Origin of the sequence: Streptomyces atratus (assembly GCF_014648655.1) — a bacterium.
Classification (GTDB): domain Bacteria; phylum Actinomycetota; class Actinomycetes; order Streptomycetales; family Streptomycetaceae; genus Streptomyces; species Streptomyces atratus.
The window spans coordinates 275532-295086 of record NZ_BMRN01000001.1 but is presented as its reverse complement, the minus strand read 5'-3'; the positions used below and the strand labels follow the sequence as shown (position 1 = coordinate 295086).

General features: G+C 70.5%; 21 protein-coding genes and 1 pseudogene. 12 read left to right on the top strand and 10 right to left on the bottom strand.

The window, feature by feature from the left end; genetic code table 11:
* Positions 1–195: 195 nt before the first annotated feature.
* A complete protein-coding gene (locus IEZ15_RS01250; protein WP_189273493.1) occupies positions 196–1164 on the bottom strand; it encodes a diacylglycerol/lipid kinase family protein in 969 nt (322 codons plus the stop codon).
* A gap of 241 nt (positions 1165–1405) precedes the next feature.
* Here IEZ15_RS01250 and IEZ15_RS01245 point away from each other — a divergent pair, with 241 nt between their 5' ends.
* A complete protein-coding gene (locus IEZ15_RS01245) occupies positions 1406–1783 on the top strand; it encodes a hypothetical protein (RefSeq protein WP_114246567.1) in 378 nt (125 codons plus the stop codon).
* Between the two features lie 150 nt (positions 1784–1933).
* On the opposite strand, the gene IEZ15_RS01240 is transcribed toward IEZ15_RS01245, so the two are convergent.
* The 3 genes from IEZ15_RS01240 to IEZ15_RS01230 form a co-directional block, all read right to left on the bottom strand.
* Entirely contained in the window at positions 1934–2860 is a 927-nt protein-coding gene (locus IEZ15_RS01240) for an RNA polymerase sigma factor SigF (protein WP_114249293.1), read from the bottom strand.
* 23 nt (positions 2861–2883) lie between these two features.
* Complete coding sequence (locus IEZ15_RS01235) at positions 2884–3297, bottom strand: ATP-binding protein (RefSeq protein WP_114246568.1); 414 nt, start codon at positions 3295–3297, stop codon at positions 2884–2886.
* A gap of 230 nt (positions 3298–3527) precedes the next feature.
* The gene (locus IEZ15_RS01230) at positions 3528–3788 is read right to left on the bottom strand and encodes a UBP-type zinc finger domain-containing protein (RefSeq protein WP_114246569.1); all 261 of its coding nucleotides are present in this window, start codon (positions 3786–3788) and stop codon (positions 3528–3530) included.
* Between the two features lie 35 nt (positions 3789–3823).
* On the opposite strand from IEZ15_RS01230, the gene IEZ15_RS01225 reads away from it, so the two are divergent.
* Entirely contained in the window at positions 3824–5428 is a 1605-nt protein-coding gene (locus tag IEZ15_RS01225; RefSeq protein ID WP_189273492.1) for a Na+/H+ antiporter, read from the top strand.
* 17 nt (positions 5429–5445) lie between these two features.
* On the opposite strand, the gene IEZ15_RS01220 is transcribed toward IEZ15_RS01225, so the two are convergent.
* The 4 genes and pseudogenes from IEZ15_RS01220 to IEZ15_RS01205 all read right to left on the bottom strand — a co-directional run bounded on the left by IEZ15_RS01220 (position 5446) and on the right by IEZ15_RS01205 (position 8487).
* Positions 5446–6339 carry a 1-aminocyclopropane-1-carboxylate deaminase/D-cysteine desulfhydrase gene (locus IEZ15_RS01220; RefSeq protein WP_189273491.1) on the bottom strand — a complete coding sequence of 298 codons (894 nt, stop codon included), beginning with the start codon at positions 6337–6339 and terminating at the stop codon, positions 5446–5448.
* A 43-nt stretch (positions 6340–6382) separates the two neighbouring features.
* Positions 6383–6705 (bottom strand): annotated as a pseudogene (locus IEZ15_RS01215) (N-acetylmuramoyl-L-alanine amidase); the annotation flags it as partial.
* A gap of 40 nt (positions 6706–6745) precedes the next feature.
* A complete protein-coding gene (locus tag IEZ15_RS01210) occupies positions 6746–7942 on the bottom strand; it encodes a globin domain-containing protein (RefSeq protein WP_189273490.1) in 1197 nt (398 codons plus the stop codon).
* A gap of 95 nt (positions 7943–8037) precedes the next feature.
* A complete protein-coding gene (locus tag IEZ15_RS01205) occupies positions 8038–8487 on the bottom strand; it encodes an RrF2 family transcriptional regulator (RefSeq protein ID WP_114249294.1) in 450 nt (149 codons plus the stop codon).
* 178 nt (positions 8488–8665) lie between these two features.
* Here IEZ15_RS01205 and IEZ15_RS01200 point away from each other — a divergent pair, with 178 nt between their 5' ends.
* From IEZ15_RS01200 to IEZ15_RS01180, 5 genes are all read left to right on the top strand, one after another.
* Positions 8666–10072 (top strand): family 2B encapsulin nanocompartment shell protein, encoded by a 1407-nt coding sequence (locus tag IEZ15_RS01200; protein WP_189273489.1) that lies wholly within the window; start codon positions 8666–8668, stop codon positions 10070–10072.
* A gap of 188 nt (positions 10073–10260) precedes the next feature.
* The gene (locus IEZ15_RS01195) at positions 10261–11256 is read left to right on the top strand and encodes a family 2 encapsulin nanocompartment cargo protein polyprenyl transferase (protein ID WP_229845704.1); all 996 of its coding nucleotides are present in this window, start codon (positions 10261–10263) and stop codon (positions 11254–11256) included.
* Positions 11257–11444: 188 nt separating this feature from the next.
* The gene (locus IEZ15_RS01190) at positions 11445–12113 is read left to right on the top strand and encodes a DUF6304 family protein (RefSeq protein ID WP_189273485.1); all 669 of its coding nucleotides are present in this window, start codon (positions 11445–11447) and stop codon (positions 12111–12113) included.
* Between the two features lie 187 nt (positions 12114–12300).
* Entirely contained in the window at positions 12301–13284 is a 984-nt protein-coding gene (locus IEZ15_RS01185; protein ID WP_189273483.1) for an SdpI family protein, read from the top strand.
* Between the two features lie 2 nt (positions 13285–13286).
* Positions 13287–13646 carry a GntR family transcriptional regulator gene (locus IEZ15_RS01180; RefSeq protein ID WP_114246578.1) on the top strand — a complete coding sequence of 120 codons (360 nt, stop codon included), beginning with the start codon at positions 13287–13289 and terminating at the stop codon, positions 13644–13646.
* Between the two features lies 1 nt (position 13647).
* Here IEZ15_RS01180 and IEZ15_RS01175 read toward each other — a convergent pair whose 3' ends face one another.
* Both IEZ15_RS01175 and snpA read right to left on the bottom strand, forming a co-directional pair.
* The gene (locus tag IEZ15_RS01175; RefSeq protein WP_189273480.1) at positions 13648–14103 is read right to left on the bottom strand and encodes a group II truncated hemoglobin; all 456 of its coding nucleotides are present in this window, start codon (positions 14101–14103) and stop codon (positions 13648–13650) included.
* A 191-nt stretch (positions 14104–14294) separates the two neighbouring features.
* Positions 14295–14981, bottom strand: coding sequence for a snapalysin (snpA, locus tag IEZ15_RS01170; RefSeq protein WP_229845678.1), 687 nt, complete (start codon positions 14979–14981; stop codon positions 14295–14297).
* 246 nt (positions 14982–15227) lie between these two features.
* Between snpA and IEZ15_RS01165 the strand changes: the two genes are divergently transcribed.
* From IEZ15_RS01165 to IEZ15_RS01145, 5 genes are all read left to right on the top strand, one after another.
* Complete coding sequence (locus IEZ15_RS01165) at positions 15228–16181, top strand: LysR family transcriptional regulator (protein ID WP_114246581.1); 954 nt, start codon at positions 15228–15230, stop codon at positions 16179–16181.
* Positions 16182–16266: 85 nt separating this feature from the next.
* A complete protein-coding gene (locus IEZ15_RS01160) occupies positions 16267–17274 on the top strand; it encodes an NAD-dependent epimerase/dehydratase family protein (protein ID WP_189273933.1) in 1008 nt (335 codons plus the stop codon).
* 335 nt (positions 17275–17609) lie between these two features.
* The gene (locus IEZ15_RS01155) at positions 17610–17969 is read left to right on the top strand and encodes a DUF952 domain-containing protein (protein WP_189273478.1); all 360 of its coding nucleotides are present in this window, start codon (positions 17610–17612) and stop codon (positions 17967–17969) included.
* Complete coding sequence (locus IEZ15_RS01150; protein WP_229845677.1) at positions 17966–18883, top strand: NAD(P)H-binding protein; 918 nt, start codon at positions 17966–17968, stop codon at positions 18881–18883. The genes IEZ15_RS01155 and IEZ15_RS01150 overlap by 4 nt, the downstream gene beginning before the upstream one ends.
* Before the next feature lie 44 nt (positions 18884–18927).
* Complete coding sequence (locus IEZ15_RS01145; protein WP_189273476.1) at positions 18928–19551, top strand: nucleotidyltransferase domain-containing protein; 624 nt, start codon at positions 18928–18930, stop codon at positions 19549–19551.
* Positions 19552–19555 lie beyond the last annotated feature (4 nt).

The window sequence follows — 19555 nt, the reverse complement described above, 5'->3', positions numbered from 1 at the left end:
GTTCTGGCTCTCAGTGGAGGCCGTTGTTGCGGGCCGTCCCGATCGCCATGTAGAGATTCGCAAACCTCAGCTGCGGATACAACCCCTTCTGGAAACTTTTTTTTGATTCCTCGGTGTCGACTAGGTCACAGCCGTACTTCTATGGGGTGGAGCCCAGCCCAAACGTTCGAGTTAAAGGACTTTGGTCCCTTCCACTCACACAATCACACGCAGTGCACGGCGTACGCCTGTGAACGTCACACTGGTACGCACTCCCAGGTGGTCGCCGTCCATCTGGAAGGGGAGCGGCACCTTTGAATGCAAGGTGAAGTCCGTGAGGTCATGAAGTGAAACGGCGTGCTTGCCGGACGGGCCCTTCTCCGGGCTCGAAGTGAGCAGCTGGGTGCCGTAGCGGGCGACCGCCGGGGTGGAGAGCCGCTTCAGTCCGAGCACGTCCAGGCCGGTGTCGAAGGTGGCCTTCGGGGACGCGTACATGGGGCGATTCCCCAGGTACGTCCACGGAGCCGTGTTGGAAATTATGGACAGCGCGAGGTCGGTGACCGGTTCCTGTCCGGGCGTCTCCAGTGTGATCATCCCGTGCCGCCGGTGCGGCTCCTCCAGGAATTGCCGGACCACCTGGCGTACATACAGTGCATGCGTCGAGCGCTTGCCGCGTTCGCGTTGCTGTTCGACCCGGCCGACCACGCCCGCGTCGAATCCGAGCCCGGCGCAGAAGGTGAACCAGCGCTCCGGGACCGACTCGTCCTCGGTGCCGGGGGTGCCGGCCGCCAGCCCGAGGCCGACCGTGCGTTCGGTGTGGTTGGCGAGTGCGTCCAGGATCGCGCCGGTCGCCTCCACCGCATCGTTGGGCAGGCCCAGGGCGCGCGCGAAGACATTGGTGGAGCCACCGGGAACCACCGCGAGACTCGGCAGGTTGTCCAGGTCGGGGCCATTGTGGAGCAGGCCGTTGACGACCTCGTTGACTGTGCCGTCGCCGCCCAGGGCGACCACCAGGTCGATCTCCCCGGAGTCCGCGGCCTGCCGCCCCAGGTCCCGGGCGTGGCCCCGGTACTCCGTGGTCACGGCCTCCAGTTTCATCTCGCTGGCCAGCGCATGGATGAGCACATCGCGCGTCCGCGCACTGGTGGTGGTAGCAGCTGGATTGACCACAAGGAGTGCGCGCATGACGGCCAGACTACCTACCGCGTGGTATTGCTCTGAAGTCCTGCCCCATGACCTTCACGCTCGGTGACGGCCGGGTGCTGCCGGACGGGGGTGGCCGTCCGTTTTCTGCACCTTTCCCGACCCCGGCTTCGCTTTCGCAGGGCCGGGATGTCAACCTGCAAGAGTGAGTACTCAGCAGAACACGCCCTCCTCGTCGCCTTCGCCGTCGGTCGGACCGGCGAAGCCGAGCAGGATCACTCTCGTGGCCGGACTCACCGCCCTGGAAGGGGCGGCGCTCGTCGGCGGCGGGATCTACATGCTGGTGATGGGGCTGCTCGGGAGCCCCGAGAGCCCGCAGCAGGCGGAGATGGGCGGCCTCACGCTGATCGCGCTCGGCCTGATCCCGCTGTTCGCCGCGCGTGGTCTGCTGCGGCGGCGCAGCTGGAGCCGCGGACCCGCGCTGATCACGCAGATCATCGCGCTTCCGGTGGCCTGGACGTTGCTGAGGTCCCACGGCGCACTGATCCCGGTCGGGATCATCCTTGCCGCGGTGGTTCTGACCGCGCTCTACCAGCTGGTCAGGCCGACGACGGTCGAGGCACTCGGCATTCGCCGACCGGGCACCACGCCGGACGCCTGAGCCGGCTGCCCGGTGTCCGGGCGGGGTGAGGCGGCCTTCGGGTGACGGCGACTCCCCGGGCGCAGGTGCTGCACGCACGAGCCGACCGCCGCTGCCCCGCGCGGGCACGGCCGTTTCTGCCGGCCCCCGCGCCCGAACCGGCCCTTCGTGCTACTCCTCGACGAGCAGCCGCTCGCGCAGCTGCGCCAGCGTGCGGGCCAGCAGCCGCGAGACATGCATCTGCGAGATGCCGACCTCCTGCGCGATCTGCGACTGGGTCATGTTGCCGAAGAAGCGCAGCAGCAGAATCCGCTTCTCGCGCGGCGGCAGGTCCTCCAGCAGAGGCTTGAGCGACTCCCGGTACTCGACGCCCTCCAGCGCCTCGTCCTCGGAGCCCAGCGTGTCCGCGACCGCCGGGGACTCGTCGTCCGTGTCCGGCACGTCCAGCGAGAGCGTGCTGTACGCATTGGCCGATTCCAGGCCCTCCAGGACCTCTTCCTCGGAGATGCCCAGTCGCTCCGCCAGCTCATGCACCGTCGGCGAGCGGCCGTGCTGCTGGGAGAGTTCGGCAGTGGCCGTGGTGAGCGAGAGCCGCAGCTCCTGGAGCCGACGCGGCACCCGGACCGCCCAGCCCTTGTCACGGAAGTGGCGCTTGATCTCGCCGACGACCGTGGGGGTCGCGTACGTCGAGAACTCGACGCCGCGGTCCGGGTCGAACCGGTCCACCGACTTGATCAGGCCGATCGTGGCGACCTGGGTCAGATCATCCAGCGGCTCGCCGCGATTGCGGAACCGGCGGGCCAGATGCTCCACGAGCGGCAGATGCATCCGCACCAGCTGATTGCGCAGCTCCGCCTTCTCGGCCGACCCGTCGGGAAGCTTGCGCAGTTCGATGAACAGCGCCCGCGCCCCGCTGCGGTCGTGTGGATCGTGGTGCCCGTGCTCGCTCATCTGGCCTGCCTGCTCCGCCTGCGACTGCTCCACCGCGACCGTACGGCCCGCAGTCCCGTCCGCCCCGTCCACCGGATGGGGCAGGGCCTGCTGTTCCGGGATGCCTGCTGCGCGCACCACCCCTGGTCGGATCGTCTCGTCCCGCACAGGACCGTCCCCGTTCCCGTTGCTCACGCCGGCCCGGGTCCCGCGCCGCGCTGTTTGTAGAGGCTGATGGTGACAGTACGGTCGTCGGCGACCGAGGAGTCGACTTTTCCGGCCAGTGCGGAGAGCACCGTCCATGCGAAAGTGTCTCGCTCCGGCGCCCGGCCGTCCGTCGTCGGGGCGGACACCGTCACCTCGAGAGAATCCTCGATGAGTCGGAAGACGCAGCTGAGGACGGAGCCCGGCACGGCCTGCTGAAGCAGGATCGCGCAGGCCTCGTCGACCGCGATGCGAAGATCCTCGATCTCGTCGAGAGTGAAGTCCAAGCGCGCTGCGAGACCGGCCGTTGCCGTACGCAGCACCGACAGGTAGGCACCCGCAGCGGGCAGCCGGACCTCTACGAAGTCCTGATTCCCGGGCTCGCCTGCGATCTGGGACACCCTCACCTCCAAGGTGGCACAAACTCTTTCGAGGATCCGGGAAGGGTGCCCCGGAGCCATGCGGTACGTCTTCGGTTCTGGTCCGGCGACGCTATCGCGATCCATGATGCCGTGTCGCCGGGCCCCAGCCCATGGCTGTCACTCATGGTAAGCCCATGAGTACACACGGTGGGTAGAGGTCTGCGGCGGTCAATTACGAACAACCGGCGCCGGTTTGACGTACCCAGGCGTCAGACGATCGAACCGTCCTCGAAGCACCAGCGCCAGCTTTCGCCCGACTCGAAGCTCCGCATCACCGGATGACCGGTCTCCTTGAAGTGCGCGGTGGCGTGCTGCAGCGGCGACGAATCGCAGCAGCCGACATGACCACAGAGCAGACAGAGCCGTAGCTGCACCGGGTGGGTGCCCGCCTCGAGGCACCCGAGGCAGGTCTCGCTGCGCGGGACCGGCTCGGGGTGCGGCAGTTCGGAGACATGCGCGCAATCACTCATGATTGTCAGGTTACGACGGATGCGAGGACCGTGAAATGGACGCATTGCCGCTGGTGGCATTGGTCGCGGCCAGTGCGGCCGTGGCGGGGGCCGCCCGCCGCACCCCGGTGCCGGCCCCCCTGCTGCTGGTCACGGCGGGGCTGATCGCCTCGTATCTGCCCGGGGTGCCGACGTACACCCTGGACGCGCACATCGTGCTGCCGCTGCTGCTGCCGCCGTTGCTCTATACGGCGGCCGTCGACAGCTCGTACCTCGACCTGAGGGCCAATCTCCGGCCGGTCGCGCTGCTCTCCGTCGGTTACGTCCTGTTCGCGACCGTCGCGGTCGGCTGGCTGGCGTACCGCCTCGTGCCGGACCTGCCACTCACTGCCGCGCTGGTGCTCGGCGCGGTCGTCGCCCCGCCGGACGCTGTCACAGCCGCCGCGATCGCCCGCCGGGTCGGGCTGCCCGGCCGGGTCACGACGATCCTGCAGGGCGAGTCCCTGGTGAACGATGCCACCGCGATCACCGCCTACAAGGTGGCGCTCGCCGCCGCCGTCGGCGAGGGCATGAGCTGGGGTGCCGGGATCGGCGAATTCCTCCTCGCCGCGGTCGGCGGCGTCGTGGTCGGCCTGGCGCTGATGGTGCCGCTGCACTGGCTCCGTACGCACCTGAAGGAAGCCCTGCTGCAGAACACGCTGTCGCTGCTGATCCCCTTCGTGGCGTACGCGGCGGCCGAACGCGTACACGCCTCCGGAGTGCTCGCCGTGGTCGTCGTCGCGCTCTATCTGGGCCACCGCTCCTGGCAGGTCGACTTCGCGACCCGGCTCCAGGAGGCGGCCGTCTGGAAGATGGTCGCGTTCATCCTGGAGTCCGCGGTCTTCGCGCTGATCGGGCTCCAGCTGCCCTTCGTGCTCAAGGGGCTCGGAACGTACGCGGTGGCAGAAGCCCTCTGGTACGCGGTGGCCGTGTTCCTCGCCGTCGTCGTGGTCCGCTTCATCTGGGTCTACCCGGCGACGTATCTGCCCAGGTGGCTGTCGAAACGGATCAGGGAGCGCGAGCCCGAGACCAACTGGACGGCCCCGCTGATCGTCGGCTGGGCCGGGATGCGCGGGGTCGTCTCGCTCGCCATCGCGTTCTCCATCCCCGTGCTCACGACCGACGGGCATGCCTTCCCGGCCCGCAATCTGGTGCTGTTCCTGACCTTCACCACCGTCATCGGCACCCTCGTCGTCCAGGGGCTCAGCCTGCCGCTGCTGGTGCGCGTCCTGAAGCTTCCGGGGCGCGATGTGACGGCGGAGACCCTGGCCGAGGCGCAGGCGCAGAGCGAGGCGTCCACGGCCGCCGAGGAGCGCCTGGAGGAGCTGCTCACCGACCGGCGCAACTGGCTGCCGGGGCCGCTCACCGACCGGCTGCGCACCGTCCTTGAGCGCCGCCGCAACGCGGTGTGGGAGCGGCTGGGTGCGGCCAATCCGGTGACCGGGGAGTCGGCGGACGACACGTACCGGCGCCTGGCCGGGGAAATGATCGAAGCCGAGCGCGAGGTCTTCGTGCGGCTGCGGGACGAGCGGCAGATCGACGACGAGATGCTCCGCACGCTGCTCAGACGGCTCGACCTGGAGGAGGCGGCGGCCTACCGGGAGGAGTCGGAAGCGCCTTAGGGTCCGGTGGGATGCGCCTACGGCCGGCCCGTGACGACGGCCGCGACCGTGGTTCCCGGGGGGAATGCGCCCTCCTCGGCCAGCGCGGTGAGTGCGTACAGCAGCTTGGCGACATAGAGGCGCTCGACGGGCAGCCCGTGCCGCTGCTCGAAGTCGTCCGCGAAGGCGTGCAGCTGCGGGGTCGCACGGGCGTAGCCACCGAAGTGGAAGCGCTCGTCCAGGGACCACGACCCGGCGGGCCCGCCGAACGCCTCCTGCTGCAGTTCCCGTACCGCGTCGCCGAGGAAGCCGCCGCGCAGCACCGGGACGCCGAGGGCGCGCTGCCCCGGTGCGAGGCCGGCGGCCAGTCCGGCGAGGGTGCCGCCGGTGCCGCAGGCGACCGCGACCACATCGACTCGGCCGTGCAGCTCGCGGCCCAGCTCCGTACAGCCCTGTGCGGCCAGGGCATTGCTGCCGCCCTCCGGGATGACACAGCACTCTCCGAAGGCGCTCAGCAGCCCCGCCAGGACCTCTGGATCGGCCTTCGCGCGGTACGTCGTACGGTCCACGAAATGCAGGGTCATCCCATCGGCGGCGCAGCGGGCGAGCGAGGGGTTGAGGGGACGTCCGGCCAGTTCGTCACCGCGTACGACCCCGATGGTGGGGAAGCCGAGCAGCCGCCCGGCGGCGGCGGTGGCCCGCAGATGGTTGGAGTACGCGCCGCCGAAGGTCAGCACGGTGCGCCCGGCGGCGGCCCGCAGGTTGGGGGAGAGTTTGCGCCATTTGTTGCCCGGGAGATCGGGGTGGATCAGATCGTCGCGTTTGAGCAGCAGCCGTACGCCGTGGCGCGCGAAGCGCAGGTCCTCGACCGGTTGCAGGGGCGAGGGGAGCACCGGCTGCAGGCGCGAGAGGTCGAGTGCTTCGGAGGGCATGCCGCAATTGTCGCCGTGCCATGCCGCGGCGGGTGGGTGCGGGTCATTTCACGGGGTCGTGGATCCGGTCCCGCACGGAGTCCATCGAGAAGCCGCGGGGATCGATCTTGCCGGGCTGCCACTCCTTGTGGCCGATCACCGAGCGGGACGTCCAGCCGTGGTGACGGCAGACCGCGCGGCGGCCTTCTTGATCGCTTCGAGCTGTTCGCCGGGCCAGGGGTCCTCGCCGGTGCCGAGGTTCTCGCACTCGAAGCCGCAGAAGTGCCTGTTCTCGTCGGCGTTGGCCTCGTTGTCGGACGGGAGGCGCTTCTCGGCGACGACGGCGCGCAGTACGTCGTCGTCGCCGAGTCCGGCGTGGTTGGCGCGGCGAGCCGATCCGGTCAATTCCGCGAGCGGTGAGCCGGGTTCAGCCCTGGGCGAGCCACAGGTCGGGGCCGAACACCTCGTAGTGGATGTCCGCCGCCGGGACGCCCTTGGCCAGCAACTGGGTGCGTACGGCGCGCATGAAGGGCAGTGGTCCGCAGAGGTAGGCGTGGGTGCCGGGGGCGACCGCGAGGCCGCTCAGGTCGACCCGGCCGGTGCGGTCGGTGGGGTGGCCGGGCTCCGGGGTCTCGTACCAGAAGTGCGAGGTGGCGTCGGGGAGTTTGCCGGTGAGCAGGGCGTGGTCGGCGCGCATCGCGTGGTCGGCGGGGGAGCGGTCGCCGTGCACGACGGTGACCGGGGCGCGGTGTCCGGTCGCCGCGAGGTGTTCCAGCATCGACAGCATCGGGGTGCAGCCGATGCCCGCGGAGGCGAGCAGGAGCGGGGCGTCGGCGGAGTCGAGTACGAGATCGCCGTACGGGGCGGAGACGCGCAGCCGGTCGCCCGCCCCGACCTCGGCGTGCAGATGACGGGAGACCTCGCCGTCGGGCGAGCCGCCGCCGTGCACCCGCTTGACGGTGATCGAGCGGAGCGGGGAGCCGGGGGCGCTGGAGAGGCTGTACTGGCGGATCTGGCGGGCCCCGTCGGGGAGTTCCACCTGTACGGAGACGTACTGGCCGGGGCGGAAGGCGGGGGCGGGTGCGCCGTCTGCCGGGCGGAGCTGGAAGGTGGCGACATCCGCCGTCTCCTCGATCCGGGTGGCCACCTCCCACTCGCGCCACACGTCACCGGCGACGACGCCCTGCTGCGCGTACAGCCGCTCCTCGATCGAGATCAGGGCGCCCGCCATCAGCCAGTAGACCTCGTCCCAGGCGGCGGCGACCTCCGGGGTGACCGCGTCGCCGAGCACCTCGGCGATGGCGGCGAACAGATGAGTGTGCACGATGTCGTACTGCGGGGCGGTCACTCCGAGCGAGGCGTGCTTGTGCGCGATCCGGCTGAGCATTACGTCGGGGCGGGTGTCCGGGTGCTCGACCAGCTGGGTCGCGAAGGCGGCGATGGAGCCCGCGAGAGCCTGGCGCTGGGCGCCGGACGCCTGGTTGCCGCGGTTGAAGAGGTCACGCAGCAGCTCGGGATGGGCGTCGAAGAGCTTGCGGTAGAAGAGATCGGCGATGTCTCCGATGGCCGCTCCCACGGCGGGGAGGGTGGCACGGACGGTGGCGGTCGACGTCTCGGAGAGCATCGGTGACTCCTGGGTTCTTGAATTGGTATCTGAGATTCGTATTTTTGGGCAGTGTGAAACCGGGCGCTGGCGCCCGTGGTGTGGTGTGCGGTGGCTCAGTCGGCGGCCGGGCGGCCGCGGCTGATGCCGATGAGCAGCGGTCCGGTGGGGGAGGTGACGAGTTCGGTGACGGTGATCGGATCGAGCGAGGCGTAGAAGGCGTCTTCCGCCTTGCGCAGGGCGCCGCGCAGCCGGCAGGCCGAGCGCAGGGGGCAGGGGGTGGTGCCCTCGCACTCGACGACGTCGCCGGGTCCCTCCAGCTCCCGGACGAGTCCGCCGATCGAGGCGGCCCGGCCCGCTCCGGTGAGGCTGAGCCCGCCGCCGCGGCCCCGGCGCGCCTCGATGAGGCCGAGGTGCTGGAGCTTGGCGACGACCTTCGCGGTGTGGGTGTACGGCACCTGCATGGTCGCCGCCACCTCCCGGGTGGTCGGCGGGTCCTCGTTCTCCACGACGGCGAGGCGCATCAGTACGCGCAGCGCCACGTCGGTGAATCTCGTCAGCCGCATGACGGACACGGTAGATAAGTTGCATCAAGGATGCAAATTAATGGGACCCGTGGACATCGCTGAGCGTCGTGCCCAGCCCAAAGGCCGAATAGTCACACTCTTTTGTGTAATGGCGTGCCGACTCTCCGTGCTGAAAGGCTTCTTCGTGCAGGTCAGCCGATGATCGAGAGGACGTCAGATGTCCGTTGGTGAAGAGGTTCAGAACGCGCCGGTGCCGCCGCAGCAGAGTCTGGGCACGGCGGCGGCGCGGAACCTCGCGACGACCACCAAGTCCGCTCCGCAGATGCAGGAGATCACCTCACGGTGGCTGCTGAAGATGCTGCCATGGGTGCAGGTGCAAGGTGGCACCTACCGGGTGAACCGCAGGCTGAGCTACTCGGTCGGGGACGGCCGGGTGACCTTCGTGCAGACCGGTGACCGGGTCACGGTCATCCCCGCGGAGCTCGGAGAGCTGCCCGCCCTGCGGGAGTTCGACGACGAGGAGGTGCTCGGCGAGCTGGCCCGGCGGTGCGAGCAGCGTGAAATCGCCGCCGGCCAGGTACTGGCCGGCGCCGGGGACGCGGCGGACCGTGTCTTCCTGCTGGCGCACGGCAAGGTCGAGAAGGTCGGCTCCGGCCCGTACGGGGACGAGACGGTGCTCGGGATCCACGCCGACGGGGCCTACTTCGGCGACCACGCCCTGATCGACGGCGACGCCGTCTGGGAGTACACGGCCCGTGCCGTCACCGCCTGCACGGTGCTGACGCTGAGGCGGGCCGATGTGCTGAATCTTGCCGAGCGCGCGGATTCGCTCCGCACCCATCTCGCCGGACTGCTCAGCATTCCGCAGCAGCGCACCAACAAGTACGGCGAGGCGGAGATCGATCTCTCCGCCGGCCATGTCGGCGAAGCCGTCGTCCCGCACACGTACGTGGACTATGAATCGGCGCCGCGTGAGTACGAACTGAGCGTCGCCCAGACCGTGCTGAAGGTCCACAGCCGGGTCGCCGACCTCTACAACCAGCCGATGAACCAGACCGAGCAGCAGTTGCGGCTCACGGTCGAGGCGCTGCGCGAGCGCCAGGAGCACGAGCTGATCAACAACCGCGAGTTCGGACTGCTCAACAACTGCGACTACGGGCAGCGCATCCAGCCGCACGACGGGGCGCCCAGCCCCGACGACATGGACGAACTGCTCTCGCGCCGCCGCGGCTCGAAGCTCTTCCTCGCGCACCCGCGGGCCATCGCCGCATTCGGCCGTGAATGCAACAAGCGCGGTCTGGTGCCGGAGAGCGTGGAGGTCGGCGGACACCATGTGCCGGCCTGGCGGGGCGTACCGATCTTCCCGTCCAACAAGATCCCGGTCACCGATGCCCGGACCACGTCGATCATCTGCATGAGGACGGGTGAGGCCGAGCAGGGCGTCATCGGGCTCCAGCAGACCGGCATCCCCGACGAGATCGAGCCCAGCCTGTCGGTCCGGTTCATGGGCATCGACGAGCAGGCGATCATCTCCTACCTGGTGACGGCCTACTACTCCGCAGCCATCCTCGTACCGGACGCCCTCGGCGTACTGGAAAACGTAGAGGTCAGCCGCTGGCGGTAGCCATCGGGGGCCCGGACGGCGATGTCCGGGCCCCGTCAACCTCCGCCACCGGGCAGCCGCGCCCGGGGCGGTCTCGGGAGGACGCCCCAGTGAAGACCCACCACGCACTCCAGCCACCCACACCCCGGGCCCCGGGTGACAACGACCCGGCCGCCCTCGCAACGCAGGGCCTTGAGGCCACAGCCCTCCTGGAACAGACCCGCACCCTCGTCGATCCCCAACTGCACGCCGCCGTCGACTCCTTGCCCGGATCGATCCGCCGCGTAGCGATGTACCACTTCGGCTGGCAGCAGGCCGACGGCACCCCGTCATCGGCGCGGGCGGGCAAGGCGATCAGGCCCGCGCTCGTCCTCGCCGCCGCCCGGGCTCTGGGCGGCGACCCGCAACGGGCGGTACGGGCAGCCGTCGCCGTGGAGCTGGCCCACAACTTCACTCTGCTGCACGACGATGTCATCGACGAGGACCGGACCCGTCGGCACCGGCCCACGGCCTGGGCGGTCTTCGGCATTCCGGACGCGGTCATCGCCGGTGACGCCATGCTCGCCCTCGCTCAACGGCTGCTCGCCGAGGACACCGGCCCGGCCTCGGCCCGCGCTTCGGCAAGGCTCTCGACCTGTGTCATCGAGCTGTGCGCAGGCCAGCAGGCCGACTGCGCCTTCGAGGAACGCGGTCCGGACGAAGTCTCGCTGGACGAGTGCCTGACCATGGCCACCGCCAAGACGGGAGCCCTGCTCGGCTGTGCCTGCGCACTGGGTGCTCTGTATGCCGGCGCGGGGGAGCGGGCGGTCGGCGCGATGGACGGATTCGGCAGGGAGGCGGGCCTCGCCTTCCAGCTCATCGACGATCTGATCGGCATCTGGGGGGATCCGGCGCAGACCGGAAAGCCGGTCGGGGCGGATCTTGTCGCCCACAAGAAGTCCCTGCCCGTGGTCGCCGCGCTGACCTCCGGCACGCCGGCAGCGGCCGAACTGGCCGCGCTCTACCGGGGACCGATGAATACACCCGGTGAGGTGAGCCACGCCGCCGATGCCATCGACCGGGCCGGTGGCCGGGACTGGGCGCAGATCTGCGCGGCCGACCGGATGGCACGCGCGGTCCACCACCTGTCCCGGGCGGTCCCCGACCTGGCCCCGGCGGGCGATCTCCTGACCCTGGCGGAGTTCGTCACCCGCCGGACGCACTGAGTGCGGAAAGGAGGGAGCGGTACGCGGAGCGGGATCGGAGGGGGCGCGGAGACAAGGAGCGGAGAGTTGAGACCGGTGAAGGGGGCGGAGGAAGGGGAACGGAGCAAGGTGCCGAGGTCACAAGGCCCGTGAGGCGAAAAGGAGGGCGACCGGGCGACTGTCATGGGCACGGGCTACAGTCCGTGCCCATGACAGATGAGTCATGGGCAGGGTGGTACCGGGACCGACAGGGTTCCGACGCCGTCATCCTCACCACCGACGGACAGCAACTCCGCCTCCGGACCAGGGGCATCGACTTCGAGGGCGAAAGCTTCGACGGCCTCACCCCGGTGGCCGGCACACCACCGGCCGACGACCTGTTCGCCCTGGTGGACGGTGCGTTGGGCGACTGTGTCCTGGAATGGGACCTGCCGCTCCCGGTCCTCTGGGACGGAGCCGTCCATCAGGCCACGCTCAGCTGCCTGTTGTCGCTGCGTCGTCCCGATCCGTATCTCTACCTGGAGCTGCAGTTCGGCGGGGCGGCCTACGGATCCCATCGTGCGGAGAGCGACTTCGCGTCCGCCCTCGCCACGATCCAGCGCACCCTGCCGCCCGGCGTGCGCCTGCAGACCTGCATCGCCTGCGCCTTCTCGGACTACTTCCCGTCCCCCGGCCGCGGCCTTTCCGGTGGCCTCGCATGCTTCCGGGGCGCCAAGGACGCCTACCGCGGGGCGGCCGGTGAGGGCGATGTCCTGGATCTGTGGGACCGGCGGACCGGATTCGTCCAGGAGGTCTGGAGCTGCCGCGAGTACGAGCCCCGCCCGGAGCGAGGCGCCGGCACCGGGCACCGGGGTGCGTTCCCGCTGGAGCTGGCTTGACCTTCTCTGCCTGACCGGTTGTTGCCGCCCTCCAGTTGCTCGTCGGACTGTTCCCGACCACGACGAGGGCGGTCCGTACCTCATCTCGCCATCTCGCCATCCCGACGGCATGCCATCTTGACGGCATGCCGTCGACGCTTTGCCACACCTTCATTGTTCTACTAACATGCGAACAATGAAGGTTTTCATGAAGCGTAAGAATCTGGGCCGGGCGACTCTCGTCGCCCTGCCGTTCCTGCTCGCGCTCGTCACCGATCTGGTGCTGCTCGCCGTCTTCCGCGACCGGCTTCCCGGACAACTGGCCAGTCACTTCCGGGCCGATGGCCGGGCGGACGGCTACGTGGGGCAGGTGTGGCACGCCGTGGCCAACGCTCTGCTGTTTGCCGTGACCGGTGCTCTGTGGACTCTCACCGTGGTGCGGGGGAAGTTCTACGGGTGGGCCTACCGCTGGCTGGTCGCCGGTGGATACGCCTTCGCCGGATTCCTCGGCTGGGTGATGGCGGCCGTGCTGCTCGCCAACGTGGATGCCGGTGAGAATGCGCAGGGAGAGGCGCAAGGCGTGTCGTTCCCGATGTGGCAGCTCGCCGTCGCCCTGGGGGTCGCCGTGCTCGCCGGAGGGCTCGGGATGGTGCTGGCCGCGCTCGGTCCCGTACCGAAGCAGCCGGCCGCGACCGGACGGGCCGGGGAGGGTGCGCGGATTGCGCTCGCCGATGGGGAGGTCGCCGGATGGGCGCGCAGCGCCGGGAGTTGGTGGCTGCCGCTGATCGCGCTCGCGCTCGTGGCCGGCGGGGTGGTGCTGCTGTTCGTCTCGGGCTGGGCGGCCGCGATTCCGCTGCTGCTCCTCGGTGTGCTGCTGGCCGCCTTCGCCCGGCCGTATGTGGTGGTGGACCGGCGCGGCATCACCATCTCGGGAATGCTGCCCTGGCCGCGCCTGAGGGTGCCGCTCGACCGGATCGAGGCCGCGACCAGCAGGGACATCAACCCCCTTGCGGAGTACGGGGGCTGGGGCTATCGCATCCGTCCGGGACGGAGCGGTGTCATGATCCGCTCCGGTGAGGGAATCGTGGCGACACTGGCCGGCGGCCGGGACTTCGCGGTGACCGTCGACGATTCGGCGACCGGCGCCGCGCTCCTCAACACCCTCATCGACCAGCGCCGAGCGGAGCACTGACCATGCTCTTCCGGGTCGATCCCACCTCCACCGTGCCGCTCGGTGATCAGATCGCGGCGTCCGTGCGTCGCGCCGTTGCCGAGGGGGCGGTGGTGCCGGGCGAGCGTCTGCCCGCCGCCCGGGTGCTCGCCGATTCCCTGGGGGTCAATGTCCATACGGTGCTGCGGGGTTATCAGCAGCTCCGGGAGGAGGGGCTGATCGAACTGCGCCGGGGGCGCGGTGCGGTCGTCACCGGCGGCGCATCCCCGCACCGGGCCCGGCTGCTGGAACGCGTACGCGAAGTGGTCGCGGACGCGCGCGAGCTGGGGATGACGGAGGACGAGTTGCTGACCCTGGTCCGTACCGCACTCGACAACCCGTAGGTCAGCGCAGGCCGTCCCAGCCCCAGCGCGGCGTCGGGCCGGGAACGCCGAGGTCCTCGCCGACCGGGGACGCCGACACATCGCGGGCGACGCCCGTGCCCCAGTGGAAGTACTCCAGGACCCGGCGGCGCAGCAGCGCGTCGTCCGGGAGCTCCTTCTCGACGGCGTCCGTCATCAGTTCCATCCAGCGCAGCCGCTGCTGCTCGGTGATGGACAGCCCGAGGTGGACGCGCAGCAGGGCCTGGTGGCCGCCGTGTTGCCCGGTGAAGTCGGCGGGGCCGTCGAATATCTCGGCCAGCCAGACGGCGACATGCTCGATATGGGTCGGGGTGAAATCCGCGAAGACGGGTGCGAGCAGCGGATCCACCAGCACGTTGTCGTAGAAGGTGTTGCTCAGCCGGCGCAGTGGGTCCATGCCGCCGACGGCTTCGTACAGGGAATCGGGACGCTCGCTCACGCTCGTACCTCCATGGGGGCGGCCCGCCTGTGGTGGCCGTTTCCAGCATCCCCCGGAACGAGTGGCGCGCCCGGCCCGTTCGCTGCGGGCGGATCAAGTGGGGGGCGAGCATTCACCTGTCCGTCGGACGCTCAAGGGGCCACCCCGTCCTACGAGGTGGCCCCCGGTGCCGCTGAGCGGCCCGACAGTGGTCAGGAGCCGCTGCGGGCGAGTGCGGCCGCGAAGCCGTTCTGCCACAGGTAGTTCACCCGGCTGCGCTCGTTCGCGTTGGGGTAGGGATTCGTGCAGGACGTGCCGGGGCCGCCGCCCGACATCAGCTCGCTGCACGGACCGGAGTAGTGATCCGGCAGGCCGAGCACATGACCGGTCTCGTGCGCGGTGACGCGGGTCGAGTTGTACTGCTGGTTCTGTGCGTAGTCGAGGAAGATGTACCCGTTGCCGTGCCCGTCGGTGCTGGCGTACGAGCCGCTCGGGTCGTTGCCCTCGTAGTAGGCGAAGTCGGCGTTCGAGCCTTCCTGGAGCCGGACGTTGGAGACCGAGCTGTTCCAGATCTGCGCACTGCTGGATATCTGGGTGCGGAAGCTCGGCGCGTTGGCGGTGCTGTAGACGATGGTGACCGCCTGGGCGCCGGGGTTCGCCGCCCGCTTCTTGGCGACGGACTTGGCGACCGCTTCGAAGAACGCCTTGTTCGCGGCGGCGCTCTCGTGCGACCCGGAGCCGGAGGTGTAGCCCGCGTGGGCCTTTGAGGCGGCGGCGGGGGGTGCGGGGGGTGCGGCGGGTGCGGGAGAGGAGGCGATGGCGGGTGCGGTGCCCAGCGCGGCCGCGAGTCCGAAGCCGAGGCCGACTACGGCCGACATGACGGTCCTGGGGTGTCTCATGGGGGGTCTCCTACCGATTGCCTGTCCGATGAACCCGTCCGGTCATCGGACGCGGACGGGGTGCGGTACGCAGAGAGTGTCGGGGAGCGGAAGCCGTGGCGGATGATGTCAACCGGCGATAGCACCGGCCTATCGCCACCCTTGGTGCCGTTGTCGAAGTCTTGACCAACTCCCGGTGAATTAACGGACTTTGATCGGATTGGGGCGTCTGGTGCGACCGTGGCACGCCGTCCTACGCTCGACCGTATGGAGCTTGAGGTGAGACACCTCAGGGCGCTGTGCGCCATCGCCGACACGGGCAGCCTGCACCGAGCGGCCCGCAGGCTGGGTGTGAGTCAGCCCTCCCTGACCACCCAGCTGCGGCGGATCGAGAACACCCTGGGCGCCGAGTTGTTCAGCCGCGAACGGACCGGCTGCCGGCCGACGTTGCTCGGCCGTGCCGTCCTCAGCCGGGCCCGCCCCCTGGTCGACGGAATGACCGCCCTGGTCAGCGAGGCGAAGGCGGAGGCCGACGTGGTCCGCGCCTCGGGCCCGCGGCTGCGCATCGGCTGCACCGCGAGCCGGGTCATCGGCGGCTGGCTGCGCAGGCTGCGGCTCCGGCTGCCCGGCACGGACATCTCGCTGCGGGTCGACGTATCGGCCAGCGCCCTGCTGCATACGGTCGATGCGGGCGGGCTCGATGTCGCCTTCGTGCACGAGGTCGAGGGCTGTCCGCTGGCCATCCCGGAGGGCCTGGAGCAGCGCGTACTCCTCGACCGCGAACCGCAGTTCATCTCCATGGCCCGGGACCATCCGGCCGCCGCCCGGCCCGTGGTCGACCTCGGGGACCTGGCCGCCGACCGGTGGATGGTCGACCCCACGGTGGACGGCGAATGGGACGCGCTGCGCCGGGTGTTCGGCGAGGCGGGCCTCGCGCCGACCGTTCTGCACGGCGACTACCTCACCGCCGCGTCCCTCGTCGTGCTCGGCGAGGCGGTCGCACCCTGCCAGCCCACCTCCGGGCCGCGCGACGACATGGCGATCCGTCCGCTGCGCGACGACCCCCTGGCCGTAAGGCTGCTGCTGGTGTCCCGGCCGGGCGCCGACATGGCGACGGTGTACGGGGAGTTGGAGGCGGCCTACCGGGAGGCGGCCCAGCGGGCGGCCGGGTACCACCAGTGGCTGCTGCGCAACCGCAGCCCGCTCGCCCGCACACAGTGAAGGACCGCTGTCCGATTCCGCCGAGAGCGAGGACCTGTTCCAACCCGGCCGTCCGGCGGGCAGAGTCGGTCCCATGAGGCTTCTGATGCTGGGTGGTACGGAATTCGTCGGTCGCGCCGTCACCGAGGCTGCGCTCGCGCGCGGCTGGGAGGTCACGGTGTTCCACCGCGGCCGTCACGCACCCCCGCAGGGCGTGACGGAACTCCTCGGTGACCGCACCACCGGCGACGGCCTCGCCGCGCTGACCGCAGCCGCCGGCCACCACGGGGGCACGCCCGAGTGGGACCTGGTCGTCGACACCTGGAGCGGCGCCCCCTCGGCCGTACGGGACGCGGCCCGTCTGCTGGCCGACCGGGCCGCCCGCTACGCGTACGTTTCCAGCCGTTCCGTGTACGACTACCCGGCCCCGGCCGGTCTGCCCGAGGACGGCCCGCTGGTGTCCGGTGCCTCGCCCGACGCCGGTGGGGACGTCTCGTACCCCCTTGCCAAACGCGGCGGCGAACTGGCCGCACTCGACGCCTTCGGGGACCGCGCCCTGCTGGCCCGCGCGGGACTGATCCTGGGCCCCTGGGAGAACATCGGCAGACTCCCCTGGTGGCTGCTGCGGATCGCCCGCGGCGGGCCCGTACTGGCTCCGGGGACACCGGACCTGATGCTCCAGTACATCGACGCCCGCGACCTCGCCGATTGGCTCCTGGACGCGGGGCGCGGTGGTCTGCACGGGCCGTACAACCTGGTCAGCCGCCCCGGCCACGCCACCATGGGGCAACTGCTGGATGCCTGTGTACGTGCCACCGGCTCAGACGCGGAACTCCGCTGGACACCCGCTCGGACCATCCTCGCGGCAGGTGTGGAGCCCTGGAGCGACCTGCCGGTCTGGCTGCCGCCGGGCGAGCTGTACGACACCATGCACCGGGGCGACGTCAGCAAGGCGTACGCGGCCGGTCTGCGCTGCCGGCCGGTCGAGGAGACGGTCGCCGATACCTGGAAGTGGCTGGTCGGACTGGATGGCGCGGCCCCGCAACGGCCGGACCGGGCCGCGGTCGGTCTGGACCCGCGGGTGGAGGCCGAACTGCTGGTGGATACGGCCTGACGCGCGCTCGCGCGCACGGCGTGCCCCGATGGCCCTACGCATCGGGGTATCCGGGGGCATCGGAAACGGGCGGCCCACCCCGCCCCCTCGGAGCCGGAATCCCCCGGCGCCTGCGGAGTCGGCCCCCGCACCGAAGCCCACCCCCACCACTCCCGGCCGCACGAACCCGACCACAACCGGCCGGACGACGCCGACGCCACGGCGGCTCGCTCCCGAACACGGGTTCCCACGGTGGTGAATGGATTCCTGGCGGCATCGCGGCAGTTCTGCTCGCTGCCGGATCGGCGGCCACGCTGATGGCCCGCAGGACGCGTCGGCGCAGCTAGCTTTGGCCCATGGCCGAACTGCTGCTGCACCTCACCGAAGGCCCCTTGTGGGAGGCGGCCCGCGGGATCGGGACGTACGAGATGTCCACCCGCGGCCGCACCCTGCACGAAGAGGGCTTCATCCACTGCTCGCTGCCGCACCAGCTCGCAGGCGTGGCCGAGATGCTGTACGGCACCGGGAGCCGGGCCGGGGCCGGCGACCAGGATCTGGTGGTCCTCGTCATCGATCCCGCCCGTCTCCCGGCACCCGTACGGTACGAGTCCGTCGCGCCCGGCGGCGAGGAGTTCCCGCACATCTACGGACCCGTCCCGGTGGACGCGGTCGTGGAGGTGCGCCCCTGGCTGCGAATGGAGGGCGACCCCGCATGAACCCCCCACCCCCCATGGACCCGGGCGCCCCCATCGTCGCCGTCACCGGCGCGAGCGGTGCGGTCGGCGGCCGTGTCGCACAGCGCCTGGTGCGCGCCGGTGTGCCCGTGCGGCTCCTCGGCCGCGACCCGTCCCGGCTGCCGGAACTGCCCGGCGCCGTCGCCGCACCGCCCGCGCCCTACGGTGACGGGGAGGCCATGCGCCACGCCCTCGCCGGGGCGCACACGCTGTTCCTCGTCTCGGCGCACGAGAGCCCCGACCGGGTGCGCCAGCACACGACGGCCGTGGACGCGGCGGTCGCCGTGGGCGTCGAACGCATCGTGTACGTCTCGTTCCTCGGCGCGGCGCCGGACGCCACGTTCACCTTCGCCCGGGACCACTGGCACACCGAGGCCCACATCCGGGCCGCCGATGTCCGCTACACCTTCCTGCGCGACAGCCTGTACCTCGCCGGGCTCCCGGCGATGACCGGAGCCGACGGGGTGCTGCGTGGTCCCGGCGGCGACGGCCGGGTGTCGGCGGTGGCGCACGAGGACATCGCGGACGCCGCGACCGCCGTGCTGCCGGCCGACACCGAGAGCACCGACACCCGCCACGACGGGCTCACGTACGACCTCACGGGCCCCGAGGCGTTCACTCTCGCCGAAGCGGCCGAGGAAATGAGCCGGGTCACCGGCCGGACCATCATCTACGTACCGGAGACCCGCGAGGAGGCCTATGCCTCACGGGCGCAGTACGGTGCCGAGGACTGGGAGGTGGCCGGCTGGGTGACGTCGTACGAGGCCATCGCCACCGGCGAGATGTCCACGGTCTCGGATGCCGTACCGAACCTCACCGGGCATCCGGCGATGAGCCTGGCCACCTATCTGAGGGAGCATCCGGACAGCTATCGGCATCTGCTGAAAACGGACTGACGCCACGGCGGGCGGCATCGGAAGAGGAGAGGGGCCGACAGCCCATGCGTACGGAAACCCCCTGGGGTCCATGGGATCCGGCCCCGCTCGAAGAGGCTGCCCGCCTCTTCGCCCCGTTGCGCGCCCCCTGGTGGATCGCGGGCGGATACGCGGTCGAACTCGCCGTGGGCCACACCTTCCGGGACCACGGCGACATCGACGTACTCCTGCTCCGCCGCGACCAGCTCACCGCCCAGCAGATCCTGGCGGGCTGGGAGTGGTGGGCCGCCGATCCTCCCGGCACCCTGCGCCCCTGGCTCCCCGGCGAGGTCCTGCCGCGTCACGTCCACGACATCTGGTGCCGTCCCGGGCCCGCCGAGCCCTGGCGCATCCAGCTCATGCTCGACGACGCGGAGGGCACCGACTGGCTGTTCCGCCGCGATCCCCGCATCCGGCTCCCGCTCGACCGGCTCGGCCGGGTCTCGAAGGACGGCGTCCCGTACCTCTCCCCTGAGGTACAGCTGCTGTACAAGGCCAAGTCCCCGCGGCCCAAGGACGAACAGGACTTCGCGACGGCGCTGCCGACCCTCACCGCGGACCAGCGCGCCTGGCTGACCGAGACGATCACATTGGCCCAGGGCGCCGACCACCCGTGGGCGGCACGTCTGCGTGCCCACCCGGTCGGCTGACGCG

What these genes read in the sequence shown, in the direction of transcription:
- IEZ15_RS01250 (WP_189273493.1), bottom strand. Translation starts at nt 1,164, where the DNA reads ATGCGCGCACTCCTTGTGGTCAATCCAGCTGCTACCACCACCAGTGCG.
- IEZ15_RS01230 (WP_114246569.1), bottom strand. Translation starts at nt 3,788, where the DNA reads ATGAGTGATTGCGCGCATGTCTCCGAACTGCCGCACCCCGAGCCGGTC.
- IEZ15_RS01225 (WP_189273492.1), top strand. Translation starts at nt 3,824, where the DNA reads ATGGACGCATTGCCGCTGGTGGCATTGGTCGCGGCCAGTGCGGCCGTG.
- IEZ15_RS01220 (WP_189273491.1), bottom strand. Translation starts at nt 6,339, where the DNA reads ATGCCCTCCGAAGCACTCGACCTCTCGCGCCTGCAGCCGGTGCTCCCC.
- IEZ15_RS01210 (WP_189273490.1), bottom strand. Translation starts at nt 7,942, where the DNA reads ATGCTCTCCGAGACGTCGACCGCCACCGTCCGTGCCACCCTCCCCGCC.
- IEZ15_RS01205 (WP_114249294.1), bottom strand. Translation starts at nt 8,487, where the DNA reads ATGCGGCTGACGAGATTCACCGACGTGGCGCTGCGCGTACTGATGCGC.
- IEZ15_RS01200 (WP_189273489.1), top strand. Translation starts at nt 8,666, where the DNA reads ATGTCCGTTGGTGAAGAGGTTCAGAACGCGCCGGTGCCGCCGCAGCAG.
- IEZ15_RS01190 (WP_189273485.1), top strand. Translation starts at nt 11,445, where the DNA reads ATGACAGATGAGTCATGGGCAGGGTGGTACCGGGACCGACAGGGTTCC.
- IEZ15_RS01185 (WP_189273483.1), top strand. Translation starts at nt 12,301, where the DNA reads ATGAAGCGTAAGAATCTGGGCCGGGCGACTCTCGTCGCCCTGCCGTTC.
- IEZ15_RS01180 (WP_114246578.1), top strand. Translation starts at nt 13,287, where the DNA reads ATGCTCTTCCGGGTCGATCCCACCTCCACCGTGCCGCTCGGTGATCAG.
- snpA (WP_229845678.1), bottom strand. Translation starts at nt 14,981, where the DNA reads ATGAGACACCCCAGGACCGTCATGTCGGCCGTAGTCGGCCTCGGCTTC.
- IEZ15_RS01165 (WP_114246581.1), top strand. Translation starts at nt 15,228, where the DNA reads ATGGAGCTTGAGGTGAGACACCTCAGGGCGCTGTGCGCCATCGCCGAC.
- IEZ15_RS01160 (WP_189273933.1), top strand. Translation starts at nt 16,267, where the DNA reads ATGCTGGGTGGTACGGAATTCGTCGGTCGCGCCGTCACCGAGGCTGCG.
- IEZ15_RS01155 (WP_189273478.1), top strand. Translation starts at nt 17,610, where the DNA reads ATGGCCGAACTGCTGCTGCACCTCACCGAAGGCCCCTTGTGGGAGGCG.
- IEZ15_RS01150 (WP_229845677.1), top strand. Translation starts at nt 17,966, where the DNA reads ATGAACCCCCCACCCCCCATGGACCCGGGCGCCCCCATCGTCGCCGTC.
- IEZ15_RS01145 (WP_189273476.1), top strand. Translation starts at nt 18,928, where the DNA reads ATGCGTACGGAAACCCCCTGGGGTCCATGGGATCCGGCCCCGCTCGAA.